Annotated in this window: 14 protein-coding genes and 1 pseudogene; 9 read left to right on the top strand and 6 right to left on the bottom strand. The window is 72.4% G+C overall.

What is annotated here, in order from left to right; all coding sequences use genetic code 11:
- Nucleotides 1–30: 30 nt before the first annotated feature.
- Nucleotides 31–1323, bottom strand: coding sequence for a TetR/AcrR family transcriptional regulator (locus tag ACFVTH_RS03815; RefSeq protein WP_387086886.1), 1293 nt, complete (start codon nucleotides 1321–1323; stop codon nucleotides 31–33).
- 125 nt (nucleotides 1324–1448) lie between these two features.
- Between ACFVTH_RS03815 and ACFVTH_RS03810 the strand changes: the two genes are divergently transcribed.
- From ACFVTH_RS03810 to ACFVTH_RS03785, 6 genes are all read left to right on the top strand, one after another.
- Nucleotides 1449–2255 (top strand): histidine phosphatase family protein, encoded by an 807-nt coding sequence (locus ACFVTH_RS03810; protein ID WP_387086884.1) that lies wholly within the window; start codon nucleotides 1449–1451, stop codon nucleotides 2253–2255.
- 121 nt (nucleotides 2256–2376) lie between these two features.
- Complete coding sequence (locus tag ACFVTH_RS03805) at nucleotides 2377–4224, top strand: glycoside hydrolase family 3 protein (RefSeq protein ID WP_387086882.1); 1848 nt, start codon at nucleotides 2377–2379, stop codon at nucleotides 4222–4224.
- Between the two features lie 98 nt (nucleotides 4225–4322).
- Nucleotides 4323–4718, top strand: a complete 396-nt coding sequence (locus ACFVTH_RS03800; protein ID WP_386939464.1) for a hypothetical protein — start codon at nucleotides 4323–4325, stop codon at nucleotides 4716–4718.
- 230 nt (nucleotides 4719–4948) lie between these two features.
- Nucleotides 4949–7066 (top strand): acyl-CoA dehydrogenase, encoded by a 2118-nt coding sequence (locus tag ACFVTH_RS03795; RefSeq protein WP_387086880.1) that lies wholly within the window; start codon nucleotides 4949–4951, stop codon nucleotides 7064–7066.
- A 116-nt stretch (nucleotides 7067–7182) separates the two neighbouring features.
- Nucleotides 7183–7917, top strand: a complete 735-nt coding sequence (locus ACFVTH_RS03790; RefSeq protein ID WP_387086878.1) for an alpha/beta hydrolase — start codon at nucleotides 7183–7185, stop codon at nucleotides 7915–7917.
- 103 nt (nucleotides 7918–8020) lie between these two features.
- Nucleotides 8021–8791 carry a TetR/AcrR family transcriptional regulator gene (locus ACFVTH_RS03785; protein ID WP_387086876.1) on the top strand — a complete coding sequence of 257 codons (771 nt, stop codon included), beginning with the start codon at nucleotides 8021–8023 and terminating at the stop codon, nucleotides 8789–8791.
- Between the two features lie 18 nt (nucleotides 8792–8809).
- Here the strand turns inward: ACFVTH_RS03785 and ACFVTH_RS03780 are convergent, their stop codons facing one another.
- The 3 genes from ACFVTH_RS03780 to ACFVTH_RS03770 form a co-directional block, all read right to left on the bottom strand.
- Nucleotides 8810–8983, bottom strand: a complete 174-nt coding sequence (locus tag ACFVTH_RS03780; protein ID WP_386898508.1) for an HPP family protein — start codon at nucleotides 8981–8983, stop codon at nucleotides 8810–8812.
- Nucleotides 8984–9024: 41 nt separating this feature from the next.
- Nucleotides 9025–9366, bottom strand: coding sequence for an SHOCT domain-containing protein (locus tag ACFVTH_RS03775; protein WP_387086874.1), 342 nt, complete (start codon nucleotides 9364–9366; stop codon nucleotides 9025–9027).
- A 74-nt stretch (nucleotides 9367–9440) separates the two neighbouring features.
- A complete protein-coding gene (locus tag ACFVTH_RS03770; protein ID WP_387086872.1) occupies nucleotides 9441–10451 on the bottom strand; it encodes a malate dehydrogenase in 1011 nt (336 codons plus the stop codon).
- Nucleotides 10452–10531: 80 nt separating this feature from the next.
- On the opposite strand from ACFVTH_RS03770, the pseudogene pip reads away from it, so the two are divergent.
- The 3 genes and pseudogenes from pip to ACFVTH_RS03755 form a co-directional block, all read left to right on the top strand.
- Nucleotides 10532–11488, top strand: a pseudogene (pip, locus tag ACFVTH_RS03765) (prolyl aminopeptidase); the annotation flags it as partial.
- A 174-nt stretch (nucleotides 11489–11662) separates the two neighbouring features.
- Entirely contained in the window at nucleotides 11663–12544 is an 882-nt protein-coding gene (locus ACFVTH_RS03760) for a neutral zinc metallopeptidase (RefSeq protein ID WP_387086870.1), read from the top strand.
- A gap of 119 nt (nucleotides 12545–12663) precedes the next feature.
- Nucleotides 12664–12891: a hypothetical protein gene (locus tag ACFVTH_RS03755; RefSeq protein WP_387086868.1), complete on the top strand. Its 228-nt coding sequence runs from the start codon at nucleotides 12664–12666 to the stop codon at nucleotides 12889–12891.
- A gap of 48 nt (nucleotides 12892–12939) precedes the next feature.
- Here the strand turns inward: ACFVTH_RS03755 and ACFVTH_RS03750 are convergent, their stop codons facing one another.
- Both ACFVTH_RS03750 and ACFVTH_RS03745 read right to left on the bottom strand, forming a co-directional pair.
- On the bottom strand, nucleotides 12940–13650 hold the full coding sequence (locus ACFVTH_RS03750) for an alpha/beta fold hydrolase (protein ID WP_387086866.1): 711 nt from the start codon (nucleotides 13648–13650) through the stop codon (nucleotides 12940–12942).
- 63 nt (nucleotides 13651–13713) lie between these two features.
- Complete coding sequence (locus ACFVTH_RS03745) at nucleotides 13714–14727, bottom strand: EamA family transporter (RefSeq protein WP_387086864.1); 1014 nt, start codon at nucleotides 14725–14727, stop codon at nucleotides 13714–13716.
- Nucleotides 14728–14784: the final 57 nt, after the last annotated feature.

The raw sequence follows: 14784 nt of genomic DNA, 5'->3' as shown, positions 1-14784 counted from the left end.
CCGGATCCCCCGCGCGACGCATCCGTCTGATCAGCTCCGCGCGCCCCCGGGGCGGCCTCCCGGCGCGCTCCCGGGCACGAGGAGCTCGTCGAAGTACGCCCGCAGGTGCCTGCCGACGTCGATCGCGGGGTCGTACGACCACTGGATCTGCAGCCCGTCCCACACCGCCGGCAGCCAGGCGGACTCGTGCCTCGGGTCGCGATCGTCGCGGAGGGCGCCCTCGTCGCGCATGCGACGGAGCAGGCTCAGGAAGTAGCGTCGGCTCTCGCGGAACCGCCGCGCGAAGTAGTCGTGCGCCGGATGCCCCGGGGTGGCCCCCTCGCACGAGAGCACGGAGTAGAGCTCGATCAGGCCGGGCTCGTCGCGGGCGGTGCGATCGGCGGTGTCGGCGAGGGCGTAGAGGCGGTCGACCGCGCGGCCGCCGTCGGGCTCGGGCGTGATCGTGCGACGGTCGCGCAGCCGCAGCACCGCGGTGAGCAGCTCGTCCTTCGAGCCGACGTGGTGCACGAGCGTCGCCTTCGAGATGCCCGCACGCTCGGCGATCTCCCGGAGGCTGGTGCCGTGGTACCCGGCGCGGGCGAACAGCTCGGTGGCGCTCTCGGTGATGGCCGCGCGGCGCTCGCGACCGAGTCGGCCGGCCGCAGCCGCCCCGCCCGCCTCCTCGTCCTCGACGATGACCGTCGGCGCGAGACGCTCGGCGACGGCGGTGCGCTCGTCGGCGTCGACCGCGGGTGGCGAGCCGAGCAGCCGTTGCTCGTGGCGCGCGAGGTGCGCGACCAGGTCGAGCTCGGGCGCGTAGCGCTGCTGCAGCTGGAGGCCGTCCCACGCGGCGATGACGAGTGCCGCTTCGGTGGCCGGGTCGAGGCCGCCGCCGAGCGGCAGGGCCGCGAGCTGCTCGGTGATCGAAGCGCGAACCCGCGCGTACCGCTCGCGCAGGTGCTCGTGGGCGGGATGACCCGCGCTCGTGGCCTCACCGGCGAGGGCGGTGTAGAGCTCGAGGTAGCCCGGCGCGCGGGCGTTGCGCTCCGCGAGGGCCGCCATGCCGAGGGTGCCGGGGGCGAGCTCGGCGGCGTCGATCCACTCCGAGTTCTCGCGGTCGAGGCGCTCGACGACGGCGCCGAGCAGAGCGTCCTTCGACGCGAAGTGCCGGAGGAGGCCGGGATGGGTCACCCCGGCGAGTCCCGCGACGTCGCGGAGGGAGACCGCGGCGATGCCGTCGTCGACGAACGCGGTCGTCGCGGCGTCGAGGATTCGCCTGCGGGTCTCGGCGGAACGCGCCTGCCGCGTCGGTGCGGCACCGCCGCCGAACCCCGCCGCGCTCATCGGGTCATCCTCATCGTTCTCGAGGCTACCTGTCGTGGCCACCGGAGAAAATGTTACCAAGCGGTTGAATTTCGGCTAAGCTCCCTCCGATCGCACCCCACCCGAACCGAAAGGTCACCCGGACAATGTCGTCTCGTCGTCTCATCCGCCTCGCTGCGGCCGGCACCGTCGCCGTCGCACTCTGCTCATTCGCCGCGATGTCGGCCCAAGCCGTGGAGCCCGCCGTCAAGAAGCCCAAGGGTCAGCCCGTCACGATCTACCTCACCCGCCACGGCGAGACCATGCTCAACGCACTCGATCGCGTGCAGGGGTGGTCGGACTCGCCCCTCACCGACGATGGTCGCCAGGTCGCCGAGCAGCTCGGCGCCGGGCTCGCCGAGGCCGGCATCGACTTCGAGGCCGCCTACTCGGCCGACATGGTGCGGCACTGGGAGACGGTGTCGCTCGCGCTCGACGAGGTCGGCTTCCGCGGGGAGGCCGTGCGCGACGAGCGCCTGCGCGAGATCTCCTTCGGCAAGTACGAGGGCGGCGACGGCCTCGAGATGTGGAACGACATCGCCGTCGAGCTCGGCTACGCGCACGTCGGGGAGCTGTTCGAGGACCCGGCATTCGACATGGGCACCGCGCTCGACGCGATGGCGCGCCTGAACGAGGGCTCGGGCCTCAAGGCCGAGACCTCGGGCGAGGTGGCCGACCGCGCGCTCGCGGCGCTCGAGGAGATCGCGGCGACGCAGTCGAAGAAGGGCGGCGACGTGCTCGTCGTCTCGAGCGGCCTCACCATCCTCTCGGCGCTCGACGCGCTCGGTGCCGACCTGAGCGAGGTCGTCGAAGGCATCGAGAACGGGGCGGTGTCGGAGCTCGTCTATCGCAACGGCGCCTGGACCGTGCGCACGGTGAACGACCTCAGCTACGTCGAGGCCGGCTCCGACTGACCCGGAAGCGACCGAGGACACGACCGAGCGGCATTCAATACCGAATGCCGCTCGGTTTATGATGAAAGCGCGTCGAGGACACGGAAGCGCCTCGAGCCCGATGCATGAAGGAGTGCCGGCCATGACCGATCTGCACCATACGGATGCCGCGGCATCCGCCGAGGGCACCGCCCCTCTCGACGCGCGCTACCGCGACGCGAGCCTGCCCGTCGACGAGCGCGTCGAGATCCTGCTCGCGCAGATGACGCTGGAGGAGAAGGCCGGCCTCTTCTTCCAGACCGTCATCGGCATCAACCCCGACGGCACCCTGGCCGAGGAGGCGGGCGTCGCCGGCGGCGGCTCGACCGACGAGTTCGTCAACGGGCTCAAGATGAACCACTTCAACATCCACCAGGCTCCCGCCGACCCGGGTGCGTTCGCCGAGTGGCACAACCGCCTGCAGGAGCTCGCCGCGTCGACGCGCCTCGGCATCCCCGTGACGATCTCGTCCGACCCGCGCAACTCGTACAGCGACAACCCGCTCGCCGCGCTCTTCGCCGGCGCCTTCTCGGTCTGGCCCGAGCCCATGGGCCTCGCCGCGATCGGCGACGAGGCGACCGTCGAGCGCTTCGCCGACATCGCCCGGCAGGAGTACACGGCCGTCGGCATCCGGGTCGCGCTGCACCCGCAGATCGACCTCGCGACCGAGCCGCGCTGGTCGCGGGCCCTGCAGACCTTCGGCGAGGACGTCGAGCTCGCGAGCCGGCTCGGCGCGGCGTACATCCGGGGATTCCAGGGCGAGACGCTCGGCCCCGACTCGGTCGCGACGATGACGAAGCACTTCCCGGGCGGCGGCCCCCAGCAGGACGGCGAGGACCCGCACTTCGCCCACGGCCGCGAGCAGGTCTACCCGGGCGGCGAGTTCGAGTTGCACCTGAAGCCGTTCGAGGCCGCGTTCGAGGCGGGCACGAGCCAGATCATGCCGTACTACGGCATGCCCGTCGGCACCGAGCTCGAAGAGGTCGGCTTCGGCTTCAACAAGTCGGTCATCACGGGCCTGCTGCGCGGCCGCTACGGCTTCGACGGCATCGTCTGCACCGACTGGGGCCTCATCAACGACGACGAGATCATGGGCGAGCCGTTCCCGGCACGCGCCTGGGGCGTCGAGCACCTGAGCCCGCGCGAGCGGGTGAAGAAGGTCATCGACGCCGGCTGCGACCAGTTCGGGGGCGAGGCGTGCCCCGAGCTCGTCATCGAGCTCGTCCGCGACGGCGAGATCACCGAGGCGCGCATCGACGAGTCGGCCCGGCGTCTGCTGCGCGAGAAGTTCGTGCTCGGACTCTTCGACCACCGCTTCGTCGACGTCGAGCGGGCGAAGCGCATCGTCGGCTCCGCCGAGTTCGTCGCCGCGGGCGAGGCGGCGCAGCGGGCCGCGATCACCCTGCTGGTCAATCGCGAGCGCACGGATGCCACGGGCGCTGCCGCGCCCGCGCTGCCGCTCGCTCGCGGGCTGAAGCTCTACGTGGAGGGGGTGGCGCCCGACGTCGCCGCCGAGTACGGCGAGGTCGTGGCGAGCCCGGCCGAGGCCGACGTCGCGATCCTGCGCCTCGCTGCGCCGTTCGAGGAGCGCCCGACTTTCTTCGAGAACTTCTTCCACTCGGGCTCGCTCGACTTCCCCGAGGAGCGCCTCGCGCGCGTCCGCGAGATCGCGGCCGCGGTCCCGACCGTGGTGGACGTGTTCCTCGACCGACCCGCGATCCTCACGCCGTTCGTCGACGAGCTCGCGGCCCTCACCGGCAACTGGGGCGCGAGCGACCGGGCGCTGCTCGACGTCCTGACGGGCGCCGCGTCGCCGATGGGCCGCCTGCCGTTCGACCTCCCGCGCAGCATGGCCGCCGTCGAGGCGAGCCGCCCCGACGTGCCGTTCGACACCGCCGACCCGCTCTTCGCCCACGGGCACGGCCTCCGCTACCCCGCGTCGGGCGAATAGGCGCGCAGCGCGCGTATCGAGGCCACCGGCTGCGGCGGTCTCGATACGCGCCTGCGTCGTTGCTCGACCAACAGCGCCGGGCTCGGTAGCATCGCGGCATGGCTGGGAATCGACCCTTCGGTGTCACGCTCGTCGCCGTGCTCACCTGGATCTCGGGGCTGCTCGACATCATCGGCGGCAGCCTCCTGCTCTTCCAGACGAGCGTCGCCTCGACCGTCGAGATGTTCGGAGGGGCGAGCCAGCTCATCACCTCCGCCATCCTCTCCATCCTCATCGGTGCGATCGTGATGGTCGTCGGCGTCGGGCTCCTCCGCGGCAGCAGCGGGGCGCGGCTCGTCATCACGATCGTCCAGATCCTCTCGATCGGCGCGTCGGTCTACCTCGCGATCACCTACCCGCCGGGTGCGATCGCCGAGTACTTCAGCGCCGCGGTCTCGCTGATCGTGATCGCGCTGCTGTGGACGGGCCGGGCACGCGACTTCTTCGGCAGCTAGCCGTCATCGCGGCTGCGGCTGCGGCTGCGGCTGCGCCCTCGGCGGCCTTGTGGATGGCCCAATGCTCGCGGCGCCCGTCTTTGTAGAGGGTGCACAGCACGATCCGAGTGGCCTCCGCTCGCGTTTGTCGGGACCGAACGCACTGTTTCGGGCGCACGGGGCGCCGTCCTACCGTGGAAGAGGGCGTGCACCGACCGCGCCCGGACCGCAGACGAAGGACGAGACCGACGATGGTTGACACGGCACCCCGCACCTCGAAGCAGAGCCCCGCACCGGCGCGCGCCGCCGCCCCGACCCCGCAGGCACCGGCGAAGGCGGCCGGCGCCGCGGCATCCGGGCCCCGCATCGACGTCGCCTCGCTCGGCCGCCAGCTGCTCGGCACCTGGCCCGACATCCGCATCGCGGCGCGCGAGCGCGCCGCGATGCCCGAGCTCCAGCGCATCGAGGGCCAGTCGATGGCCGAGCACCGCGAGCGCGTGCTCGGGCAGCTGAAGCTCCTCGTCGAGCAGGGCGCCGTGCACCGGGCGTTCCCGAAGTCGCTCGGCGGCCAGGAGGACCACGGCGGCAACATCGCCGCGTTCGAAGAGCTCGTCATCGCCGACCCGAGCCTGCAGATCAAGTCGGGCGTGCAGTGGGGGCTCTTCGGTGCCGCGGTGCTGCACCTCGGCACGAAGCCGCACCACGACAAGTGGCTGCCCGCCATCATGTCGCTCGAGGTGCCCGGCGCGTTCGCGATGACCGAGATCGGCCACGGCTCCGACGTCGCCGCGATCGCGACGACCGCGACCTACGACGAGGAGACGCAGGAGTTCGTCATCCACACGCCGTTCCGCGCGGCGTGGAAGGAGTACCTCGGCAACGCCGGCCTGCACGGCAAGCACGCGACGGTCTTCGCCCAGCTCGTCACCAAGGGCGTCAACCACGGCGTGCACTGCTTCTACGTGCCCATCCGCGACGACGAGGGCGAGTTCCTGCCGGGCGTCGGCGGTGAGGACGACGGCCTGAAGGGCGGTCTCAACGGCATCGACAACGGCCGGCTGCACTTCACGAACGTGCGCGTCCCGCGCGAGAACCTGCTCAACCGCTACGGCGACGTCGCGGCCGACGGCACCTACTCGTCGCCGATCGAGAGCCCCGGCCGCCGGTTCTTCACGATGCTCGGCACCCTCGTGCAGGGCCGCGTCTCGCTCGACGGCGCCTCGACCGTCGCGAGCGCCATGGGCCTCACGATCGCCATCACCTACGGCAACCAGCGCCGGCAGTTCACCGCGTCGAGCGACACGGACGAAGAGGTGCTGCTCGACTACCAGCGGCACCAGCGCCGCCTGCTGCCCCGACTCGCGACGACCTACGCGCAGGTCTTCGCCCACGACGAGTTCCTCGTCAAGTTCGACGCCGTGTTCAGCGGCAAGGCCGACACCGACGACGACCGCCAGGACCTGGAGACGATCGCGGCGGCGCTGAAGCCGCTCTCGACGTGGCACGCGCTCGACACCCTGCAGGAGGCGCGCGAGGCCTGCGGCGGTGCCGGCTTCATCGCCGAGAACCGTCTCGTCGGGCTCCGCCAGGACCTCGACATCTACGTGACCTTCGAGGGCGACAACAACGTGCTGCTCCAGCTCGTCGCGAAGCGCCTCCTCACCGACTTCTCGAAGCAGTTCAAGCACGCCGACGCCGGCGCGATGGCCCGCTACGTGGTCGCGCAGACCGCCGATCGCGCGTACCACGGCACCGGCCTGCGCCGACTCGGCCAGACGATCGCCGACTTCGGTTCGACCGCCCGCTCGGTGAGCGAGCTGCGCGACGAGAAGTCGCAGCGCGAGCTGCTGACCGATCGAGTCGAGACGATGATCGCCGAGATCGCGGGCCGGCTGCGCGACGCGCGCAAGCTGCCGAAGGCCGACGCCGCGGCCGCGTTCAACCGCAACCAGAACGAGCTCATCGAGGCGGCCCGCGCCCACGGCGAGCTGCTGCAGTGGGAGGCCTTCACGCGCGGCCTCGCCCGCGTGGAGGACCCGGGCACCAAGCAGGTCCTGACCTGGGTGCGCGACCTGTTCGGGCTCGGCCTCATCGAGAAGCACGCCGCGTGGTACCTCATGAACGGCCGCCTCTCGCCGCAGCGCGCCCAGGCGGTGAGCGCGTACATCGACCGGCTCCTCGAGCGCCTGCGCCCGCACGCGCAGGACCTCGTCGACGCCTTCGGCTTCGGCCCCGAGCACCTGCGTGCGAAGATCGCGACCGGCATCGAGCAGGAGCGCCAGGACGAGGCGCGCGCGTACTTCGAGGAGCAGCGCCGCGCGGGCACGCTTCCCGTGCCCGAGAAGGCGAAGGCGAAGAAGAAGAAGTAGCACCGGGCGGAGCTCCCGGGCGGGGCCGGGGCATCCATTTCGCGGATGCCCCGGCCTCGCGTCGTTCGCGGGAGCCGTGTCGTCGGGGTCGCCCGTCGGGCGGCAGACTGGGACTCATGTCGCGTCCCGTCCGGATCCTCCTCGCCGTCGCCTCGGTGATCGTGCTGCTCGTCGTCGTGTTCCTCGTCTACGCCCACACGGTGATGCAGGGCGAGCGGCCCGAGGCGCTCGAGGCCTGGCGCGACGACGCCGTCGAGATCACCTCCGACGAGGTCGGCATCGTGATCTCGCCCGTCGAGGGGGCCACGGGGGAGGGACTGGTGTTCATCCCCGGGGCGAAGGTCGACCCGTACGCCTACCTCTACAAGCTCTCGGGGGTGGTCGAGGCATCCGGCCTGACCGTCGTGATCACGAAGCCGACGCTGAACCTCGCGTTCTTCGATCAGCGCCCCCTGTCGACGTTCACGGGGCTCGCACCCGAGGTCGAGGACTGGGTCATCGGCGGGCACTCGCTCGGCGGGGTGCGCGCCTGCCAGATGGCCGCCGCGGGCGAGCAGGGCGAGCCGGTCGCCGGGGTCATGCTGTTCGGGTCGTACTGCGCCGACGACCTCAGCGGCTCCGAGCTCGCCGTGCTCAGCATCTCGGGTGCGAACGACGGGCTCTCGACGCCCGAGAAGATCGAAGCCGCGGCGCACCTCCTGCCCTCCGACGCCGAGTTCGTCGAGCTCGACGGGGTGACCCACGCCGACTTCGGCGACTACGGCGTGCAGCCCGGCGACGGCGTCTCGACCCGCGACGACGCAGCCGTGCGGCAGGAGATCGCGGCGATCGTCGCCGAGTTCGTCGGCTGAGGCGGCGCCGTCCGCACCGCCCCGCACGGCTCGCCGAGGCGGACCGGGCGAGCGCTGCCGCGGTGAACGACGTGGCCCGTACGGAGATTGTAGGCTGGCCCGCATGGCCGCTGATACGAGCGGGCTCGACGAGCCCGACCTGACGCTCCGACTGCTCTGGCGCGAACGGCTCGGCCGCCCGGTCGGCAGCCGTGGTCCGAAGCAGAGCTCGAGCATCGACGAGGTGCTCGACGCGGCCATCCGCCTCGCCGACGACGAGGGCATCGAGGCGCTGTCGATGCGCCGCGTGGCCGACCGGCTCGGGCTGAAGCCCATGTCGGTCTACACCTACGTGCCCGGCCGCGCCGAGCTCATCGACCTCATGGTCGACCACGTCGCGGGCGAGGTGCCGCTGCCGCGCCCCCGCGGCGCACTGCGCGACCGCCTCGCGCTGATCGCCCGGCTCCAGTGGGACGAGTACCTGCGCCACCCCTGGCTGCTCGAGATCGACACCAGCCGCCCGCCCCTCGGCCCCCACATCTCCGACCACTGGGAGTGGTGCCTGCGCACCCTCGACGGCTTCGGGCTCGACGACGTCGACCTCGACCGCGTGCTCACGATGCTGCTCGGCTTCGTCGCCGGTCCGGCGCGCTCGCACCTCGACGCCGAGCGCCTGCAGCGCAGCTCGGCCGAGACCGACGACGACTGGTGGGCGCGCAACGCACCGCTGCTCGATCGCATCATGGACCCCGAGCGCTACCCCGTGTCGGGCCGCGTCGGCCAGGCCGCGGGCGCCGTCGTGGGCGCGCCGAACGACGCCTTCGAGTTCGGGTTGGCACGTCTCATCGACGGGATCGAGGCGTACGTCGGCGCGCGCCTGCGCGAGACCGCGTAGCGGGGGCGGACCGGGGGGCTACTCGGCCGGCGGCTTCATCAGCAGGCCCGCGACCGCGCCGACGACGGCGCCCGCGGCGAGCCACAGCCAGAACCCCGTCCACAGGCTCACGCCCACACCGACGAGCAGGCCCACGATGAGGCCGACGATGAGCTGCTTGCGACGGGCGGCGGGCGACGGGGTTTCGGCCATTGCTCCAGTCTAGGAGCCGGGCCGCTCCAGTCGGCGGCGCGTCACCGACCCGAGAGGAGCTCCGCGCGTGCCGCGGCACGCTCTTCGCTCGTGATGACTCCGCGGGCCGCGAGGTCGTCGAGCTCGACGAGGCGCTGCTCGAGCGTCTGCTTGGGTGCGAGCAGTTCACTGTCGAGCGCGCGCGTCGCGAGATCGGTCTGCAGGGTGAACGGGTCGTGCCCGGCCGAGCGCGCCTTGTTGTAGTTGCGGATCGCGAGCACGATCGTCACGACGAAGCCGGCGCCGATGACGAGGCACGCGAGCACGAACACGGTGCCGAAGGCACCCGAGGCCATCGTGAACGGGTCGGGCGCGACGGGGGAGGGGAGGAAGGGGTCGTCCACGGGATTCCTGGATCAGCTCGGCGGAGGGGTGGGCTCAGCCTAGATCCGCCCTGCGGTCCGAGGGAAGGGCCGGATCAGATGAGCCCGAGCTCGCGCACCGCGGTGCGCTCCTCCTCGAGTTCGGCGACGGATGCCGCGATCCGGCCGCGCGCGAACGCGTCGACCTCAAGACCCTGGACGATGCGCCACGCGCCGTCGACCGACTCGACCGGGAACGAGGAGATGAGCCCCTCGGGCACGCCGTACGAGCCGTCGGAGACGACGGCCGCGCTCGTCCACCCCTGCGAGGTGCCGAGCACCCAGTCGCGCACGTGGTCGATCGTCGCCGAGGCGGCCGAGGCCACCGACGACGACCCGCGCACCTCGATGATCTCGGCGCCGCGCTTGGCCACGCGCGGGATGAACTGCTCCTCGAGCCAGGCCCGGTACCCGTCGGTGCCGAGGCGTGCGGCGAGCAGCGCGGGCACCGCGTCGCCGGCGGCCGTCGCGTGGGCGAGATCGGGGAACTGGGTGGCCGAGTGGTTGCCCCAGATCGTCACACCGCGGATCTCGCCCACGGGCGAGCCGACGGTCGCGGCGAGCTGACCGAGCGCCCGGTTGTGGTCGAGGCGGGTGAGCGCGGTGAAGCGCTCGGCCGGCACGTCCGGTGCGTTGGAGGCGGCGATGAGGGCGTTCGTGTTCGCCGGGTTGCCGACGACGACCACCCTGATGTCGTCGGCGGCGCCGGCGTTGATCGCCGCGCCCTGCGGGCCGAAGATCCCGCCGTTCGCGGCGAGCAGGTCGCCGCGTTCCATGCCAGGGCCGCGCGGGCGCGCACCCACGAGCAGGGCGACGTTCGCGCCGTCGAAGGCCGCCGTGGCGTCGTCGAAGACCTCGACTCCGTGCAGGAGCGGGAGCGCGGAGTCCTGCAGTTCGAGCGCAGCACCCTCGGCCGCCCGGACGCCCTGCGGGATCTCGAGCAGGTGGAGCCGCACGGGGGTGTCAGGGCCGAGCATCGCCCCGGAGGCGATGCGGAACAGGAGTGCGTACCCGATCTGGCCGCCCGCCCCGGTGAGCGTGACGGTGACCGGCTTCTTCGCTGCCATGGTCCGAGCCTAGCCTCGACCGGGGGTGCGCTGCGGCGCGGCGCCGGGGCGCGGCATCCGGCGCTGGATAGCGTTGCCGCATGCGAGAGATGTATCCGGAGATCGAGCCGCTGGAGACCGGCATGCTCGACGTGGGGGACGGCCAGCACATCTACTGGGAGGTGTCCGGGAACCGCGAGGGCAAGCCGGTCGTGTTCCTGCACGGGGGCCCCGGGGGAGGCACCAGCCCGTCGCACCGACGCCTGTTCGACCCCGAGCGATACCGGATCGTCCTGTTCGACCAGCGCGGCTGCGGGCTCTCGATCCCGCACGCCTCCGAGCCCGAGGCCGACCTCTCGGCCAACACGACCTGGCATCTCGTCGCCGACATGGAGCGTCTGCGCGGGCACCTCGGCATCGACCGCTGGCAGGTGTTCGGCGGTTCGTGGGGGAGCGCGCTCGCCCTCGCCTACGCGCAGACCCACCCCGAGCGGGTCACCGAGATGGTGCTCCGCGGCATCTTCACCCTGCGCAGGCAGGAGCTCGACTGGTTCTACGAGGGCGGCGCCTCGGCGATCTTCCCCGACCTGTGGGAGGAGTTCCTCGCGCCGGTTCCGCTCGCCGATCGTGCGCACCTGATCGAGGCGTACGGCCGCCTCCTCACCGACCCCGACCCGCTCGTCTACGAGCCCGCCGCGATCGCGTGGTCGCGCTGGGAGTCGTCGACGATCACCCTGCTGCCGCAGGCCGAGACGATCGCGCGCTTCACCGCGCCCGAGTACGCCGCCGCGTTCGCGCGGATCGAGAACCACTACTTCCGGCACGGCGGCTGGTGGGAGGAGGGGCAGCTCATCAGGGATGCCTCGCGCCTCCGCGACATCCCCGCGGTGATCGTGCAGGGCCGCTACGACATGTGCACGCCCGTCATGACCGCCTGGGACCTGCACCGCGCCTGGCCCGAGGCGGAGTTCACCATCGTCGACGACGCCGGGCACGCCTTCGACGAACCCGGCATCCTCGACGCGCTCATCACCGCCACCGACCGCTTCGCGGAGGAGGCGGCGCTCGCCGATCGCGCCGAGTCGGCGGCGCAGGCCGACCGCTCCGACGAGTCGAACGGTTCCGGTGACTCGCACGATTCCGACGATTCCGGCGACGCAGATCGCTCCGGTGCCGGGGACGACGGGGCCGCGGATGCCCCGGCCGAGGCCGAGTCGGAGTAGCGTCGGGACATGACGTTCAATCCCGACGCGGACATCAGCGGGGGCAAGGCCTCGAAGCGCGGGCGCAACACGGGCATCGCCGTCGGCGGCGGCCTCGGCGTCATCGCGCTGTTCGTGCTCTCGCAGTTCCTCGGCGTCGACCTCACCGGGCTCCTCGGCGGCGGTGGGGGCGGCGCCCCCGCGCCGAGCGACTCGGCGCTCGAGCAGTGCCAGACGGGTGCCGACGCGAACGAGAACGTCGAATGCCGCATGAAGGGCGCCTCGGCATCGCTCGAAGAGTACTGGGAGCGGGAGGCGGCGGAGCTCGACTTCGCCTACGTCGGCCCGCAGGGATTCATCCTCTTCGACCAGGCCACGACCACGGGCTGCGGCAACGCGTCGTCGGCGACGGGGCCCTTCTACTGCCCGCCCGACGAGACGATCTACATCGACGTGACGTTCTACGACGAGCTGCGCCAGCGCTTCGGCTCGAACGGCGGACCGCTGGCCGAGATGTACGTGGTCGCCCACGAGTGGGGCCATCACGTGCAGAACGTGCTCGGGATCCTCGAGCGCGCGCAGGACGGCCAGACGGGGCCGAGCTCGAACGCCGTGCGCGTCGAACTGCAGGCCGACTGCTTCGCCGGGGCGTGGGCGGCGGATGCCTCGGAAGTGCCCGACGACAGCGGCGTGCCCTTCCTCCAGCCGATCAGCCAGTCCCAGTACCGCGACGCGCTGAGCGCCGCCGCCGCCGTCGGCGACGACCGCATCCAGCAGGCCGCGCAGGGGCAGGTGAACCCCCACACCTTCACGCACGGCACGAGCGAGCAGCGGGTGCGGTGGTTCGAGACCGGCTTCGAGCAGGGCGCCGGCGCGTGCGACACCTTCTCGGTGTCGGGCTCGCAGCTCTGACGATCGCCGTCGACCGGGATGCCGAACGGATTCGGCCGACCGGCGTCATGATCGTGGCGTTGCCCCGTCTCTTCGGGTGAGGGACGCCATGGTGCGCGTCCGACGGGAGATCCGAGGCCATGGGACGACGACGTGCAGCTCCGATTCCGCACCGCGAGTTCTTCCGCGCGGTGACGCTCGAGGAGACCGTCGCGCTCGCGTGCACGTGCTCGCGGGGTGCGGACCACTGGTACGGCGAGCCGCAGCGCACGACCGGGCGGGCGTCGAGCGGACTGGCCGCGCCGGCCACCGATGCCCTCGGAGCCGACGAGGACGAGACCGTCGTCGACCGCTCCCAGGCCTGCTGACGGCACGGCGGCCCGATCGGGCCGCCGTCGTGGTGGCCTGCCCGGTTGTTACCCCGCGGCCGACGGCGTGAGCGCCGCGACGATCGCCTGGCCGAGCTGCACCGGCTTGGTGAACTGCGGCCAGTGGCCCGTCGGCAGGTCGACGTAGTCGACGCGCCGCACCTTGGCGAGCTCGCGCGTGAACGGCGCGTCGGCGGCGATCCACTCGGTGAGCATCGCGCTCGGGAACTCGCAGGCGATGACCGTGATCGGCACCTCGTAGCGACGTTCGTCACCGAGCTCGATGCCGTCGGTGGCGACCGCGGCCGGTTCGGGGATCGCCCGCGCCCGGAGCTCGGCGCGGAGGGTGTCGTCGAGGTCGACCAGGTCTTCGTCTTCGAACGCCTCCCACGGGGGCAGCGGGATCTCGTCGCCCACGATCGGGAGCTCGTCGTTGATGCAGGCGCCCTGGCCGAGCGGGCCGGCGTCGACGTAGACGACGCGGGCGATGCGGTCGGGCCGGGCGTCGGCCGCGCCGTGCGCGATGGCTCCGCCGCCCGAATGGCCGACGAGCACGACCCGGCCGGGCAGTGCGTCGACCGCGGCGACGACCGCGTCGATGTGGGTTCGCAGCCCGATGCCGGCACGGTCGGCATCACGTGATTCGAGGCCGGGGAGCGTGAGCGCGTGCACCGTGTGGCCGGCCTCCTCGAGGAGCGGGGCGACGCGCTGCCAGGACGACGCGTCGAGCCAGAAACCGGGGATGAGGATGACGTCCATGCTCCGACGCTAGCGCCGGCCACCGACATGTGGAGCGCCGATTCGAGGCTCCGCCCGCGGGCCTCAGGGGGCGTGCAGAGCGCCGTCGCGGCCTGGAGCCGGACGGGCGGATCCCGCCCGTGCGTGCTCGGCGGTGCGGTGCCCGCGGCCCGATCCGAGGCCGCCCGTCGCGAGCACGAGGATCCCCGCCGCGAGGACGGCGAGGCCGAGGACGGCCCCGGCGGGGAGCAGCTCGCCGAGCACCAGCACGCCCAGCAGCCCGGCGGTCAGGGGTTCGGCGAGGGTCAGCGTGGAGACGGTGGCCGGCGCGAGTCCGGTGAGCCCGTAGCCGAAGAGCACGTAGGCCAGGGTCACCGTCACGAGGCCGAGCCACAGCGCCATCGCGAGCCCCGCGGGCTGCGCGAGCCACGAGGCATCCGTGGCGACGAGCAGGGGGAGCGCGAAGGCCGCGCCCGTGCCGAACAGCGCGCCCATGCTGCCGGTGGCGCTCCAGCCGCGGTCGATGAGCGCCTTCGCGGCGAGGGTGTACACCGCGTACGAGGCGCCGGCGCCGAGCGAGGCGACGAGCCCGAGCGGGTCGGCCGCTCCGGAGGCGCCTCCGTCGGGTGCGCTCGCGACGGCGATGACCGCGACGCCGACGGTGGCGATCGCGGTGGCGACCGCCCAACGGTGGCCCGGGTAGCGGCGCCGGAGCAGCCAGTCGAGCGCGCCGGTGATGACGGGCGCCGAGCCGAGGGCGACCACCGTGCCGATGGCGACGCCGTTCGCCTCGGTCCCGGCGAAGAACGCGGGCTGGTAGGCGAGCACTCCGGACGCCCCGGCCCCGACGAGCAGCAGCGCGACGAGCGGGCGCCCCGCGGATGCGCGTGTGCCGGTCGGCGACGCGGCGGGTGTCCCGTCCGCGCCGCGTCGCCGACCGAGTCGAAGGGCGAGCGCGAGCGCGCCGAGCGCTCCGCCGCCGATGACGAGCCGCGCCGCGCCGAGCGAGGCCGGGTCGGCCTCGGGGCCGAGCGCCTGCGCCGTGCCGGTGGTGCCGAAGCACACGGAGGCGAGGAGGACGGCCATGACGAAGCGCATGCGGAATTGTTACACAATATCCTCGGGTCCACGAGGTTTCGCGGACGAATATTGATT

The sequence above is a fragment of the Agromyces sp. NPDC058104 genome (assembly GCF_042884835.1).
GTDB lineage: Bacteria > Actinomycetota > Actinomycetes > Actinomycetales > Microbacteriaceae > Agromyces.
The sequence above is the reverse complement of the archived record's forward strand: the minus strand, read 5'-3'. Positions and strand labels throughout refer to the sequence as shown.

Excerpts from the sequence above, each read along its gene's own strand:
- ACFVTH_RS03815 (WP_387086886.1), bottom strand. The coding sequence starts at position 1,323 with ATGAGCGCGGCGGGGTTCGGCGGCGGTGCCGCACCGACGCGGCAGGCG.
- ACFVTH_RS03810 (WP_387086884.1), top strand. The coding sequence starts at position 1,449 with ATGTCGTCTCGTCGTCTCATCCGCCTCGCTGCGGCCGGCACCGTCGCC.
- ACFVTH_RS03805 (WP_387086882.1), top strand. The coding sequence starts at position 2,377 with ATGACCGATCTGCACCATACGGATGCCGCGGCATCCGCCGAGGGCACC.
- ACFVTH_RS03800 (WP_386939464.1), top strand. The coding sequence starts at position 4,323 with ATGGCTGGGAATCGACCCTTCGGTGTCACGCTCGTCGCCGTGCTCACC.
- ACFVTH_RS03795 (WP_387086880.1), top strand. The coding sequence starts at position 4,949 with ATGGTTGACACGGCACCCCGCACCTCGAAGCAGAGCCCCGCACCGGCG.
- ACFVTH_RS03790 (WP_387086878.1), top strand. The coding sequence starts at position 7,183 with ATGTCGCGTCCCGTCCGGATCCTCCTCGCCGTCGCCTCGGTGATCGTG.
- ACFVTH_RS03785 (WP_387086876.1), top strand. The coding sequence starts at position 8,021 with ATGGCCGCTGATACGAGCGGGCTCGACGAGCCCGACCTGACGCTCCGA.
- ACFVTH_RS03780 (WP_386898508.1), bottom strand. The coding sequence starts at position 8,983 with ATGGCCGAAACCCCGTCGCCCGCCGCCCGTCGCAAGCAGCTCATCGTC.
- ACFVTH_RS03770 (WP_387086872.1), bottom strand. The coding sequence starts at position 10,451 with ATGGCAGCGAAGAAGCCGGTCACCGTCACGCTCACCGGGGCGGGCGGC.
- ACFVTH_RS03760 (WP_387086870.1), top strand. The coding sequence starts at position 11,663 with ATGACGTTCAATCCCGACGCGGACATCAGCGGGGGCAAGGCCTCGAAG.
- ACFVTH_RS03755 (WP_387086868.1), top strand. The coding sequence starts at position 12,664 with ATGGGACGACGACGTGCAGCTCCGATTCCGCACCGCGAGTTCTTCCGC.
- ACFVTH_RS03750 (WP_387086866.1), bottom strand. The coding sequence starts at position 13,650 with ATGGACGTCATCCTCATCCCCGGTTTCTGGCTCGACGCGTCGTCCTGG.
- ACFVTH_RS03745 (WP_387086864.1), bottom strand. The coding sequence starts at position 14,727 with ATGCGCTTCGTCATGGCCGTCCTCCTCGCCTCCGTGTGCTTCGGCACC.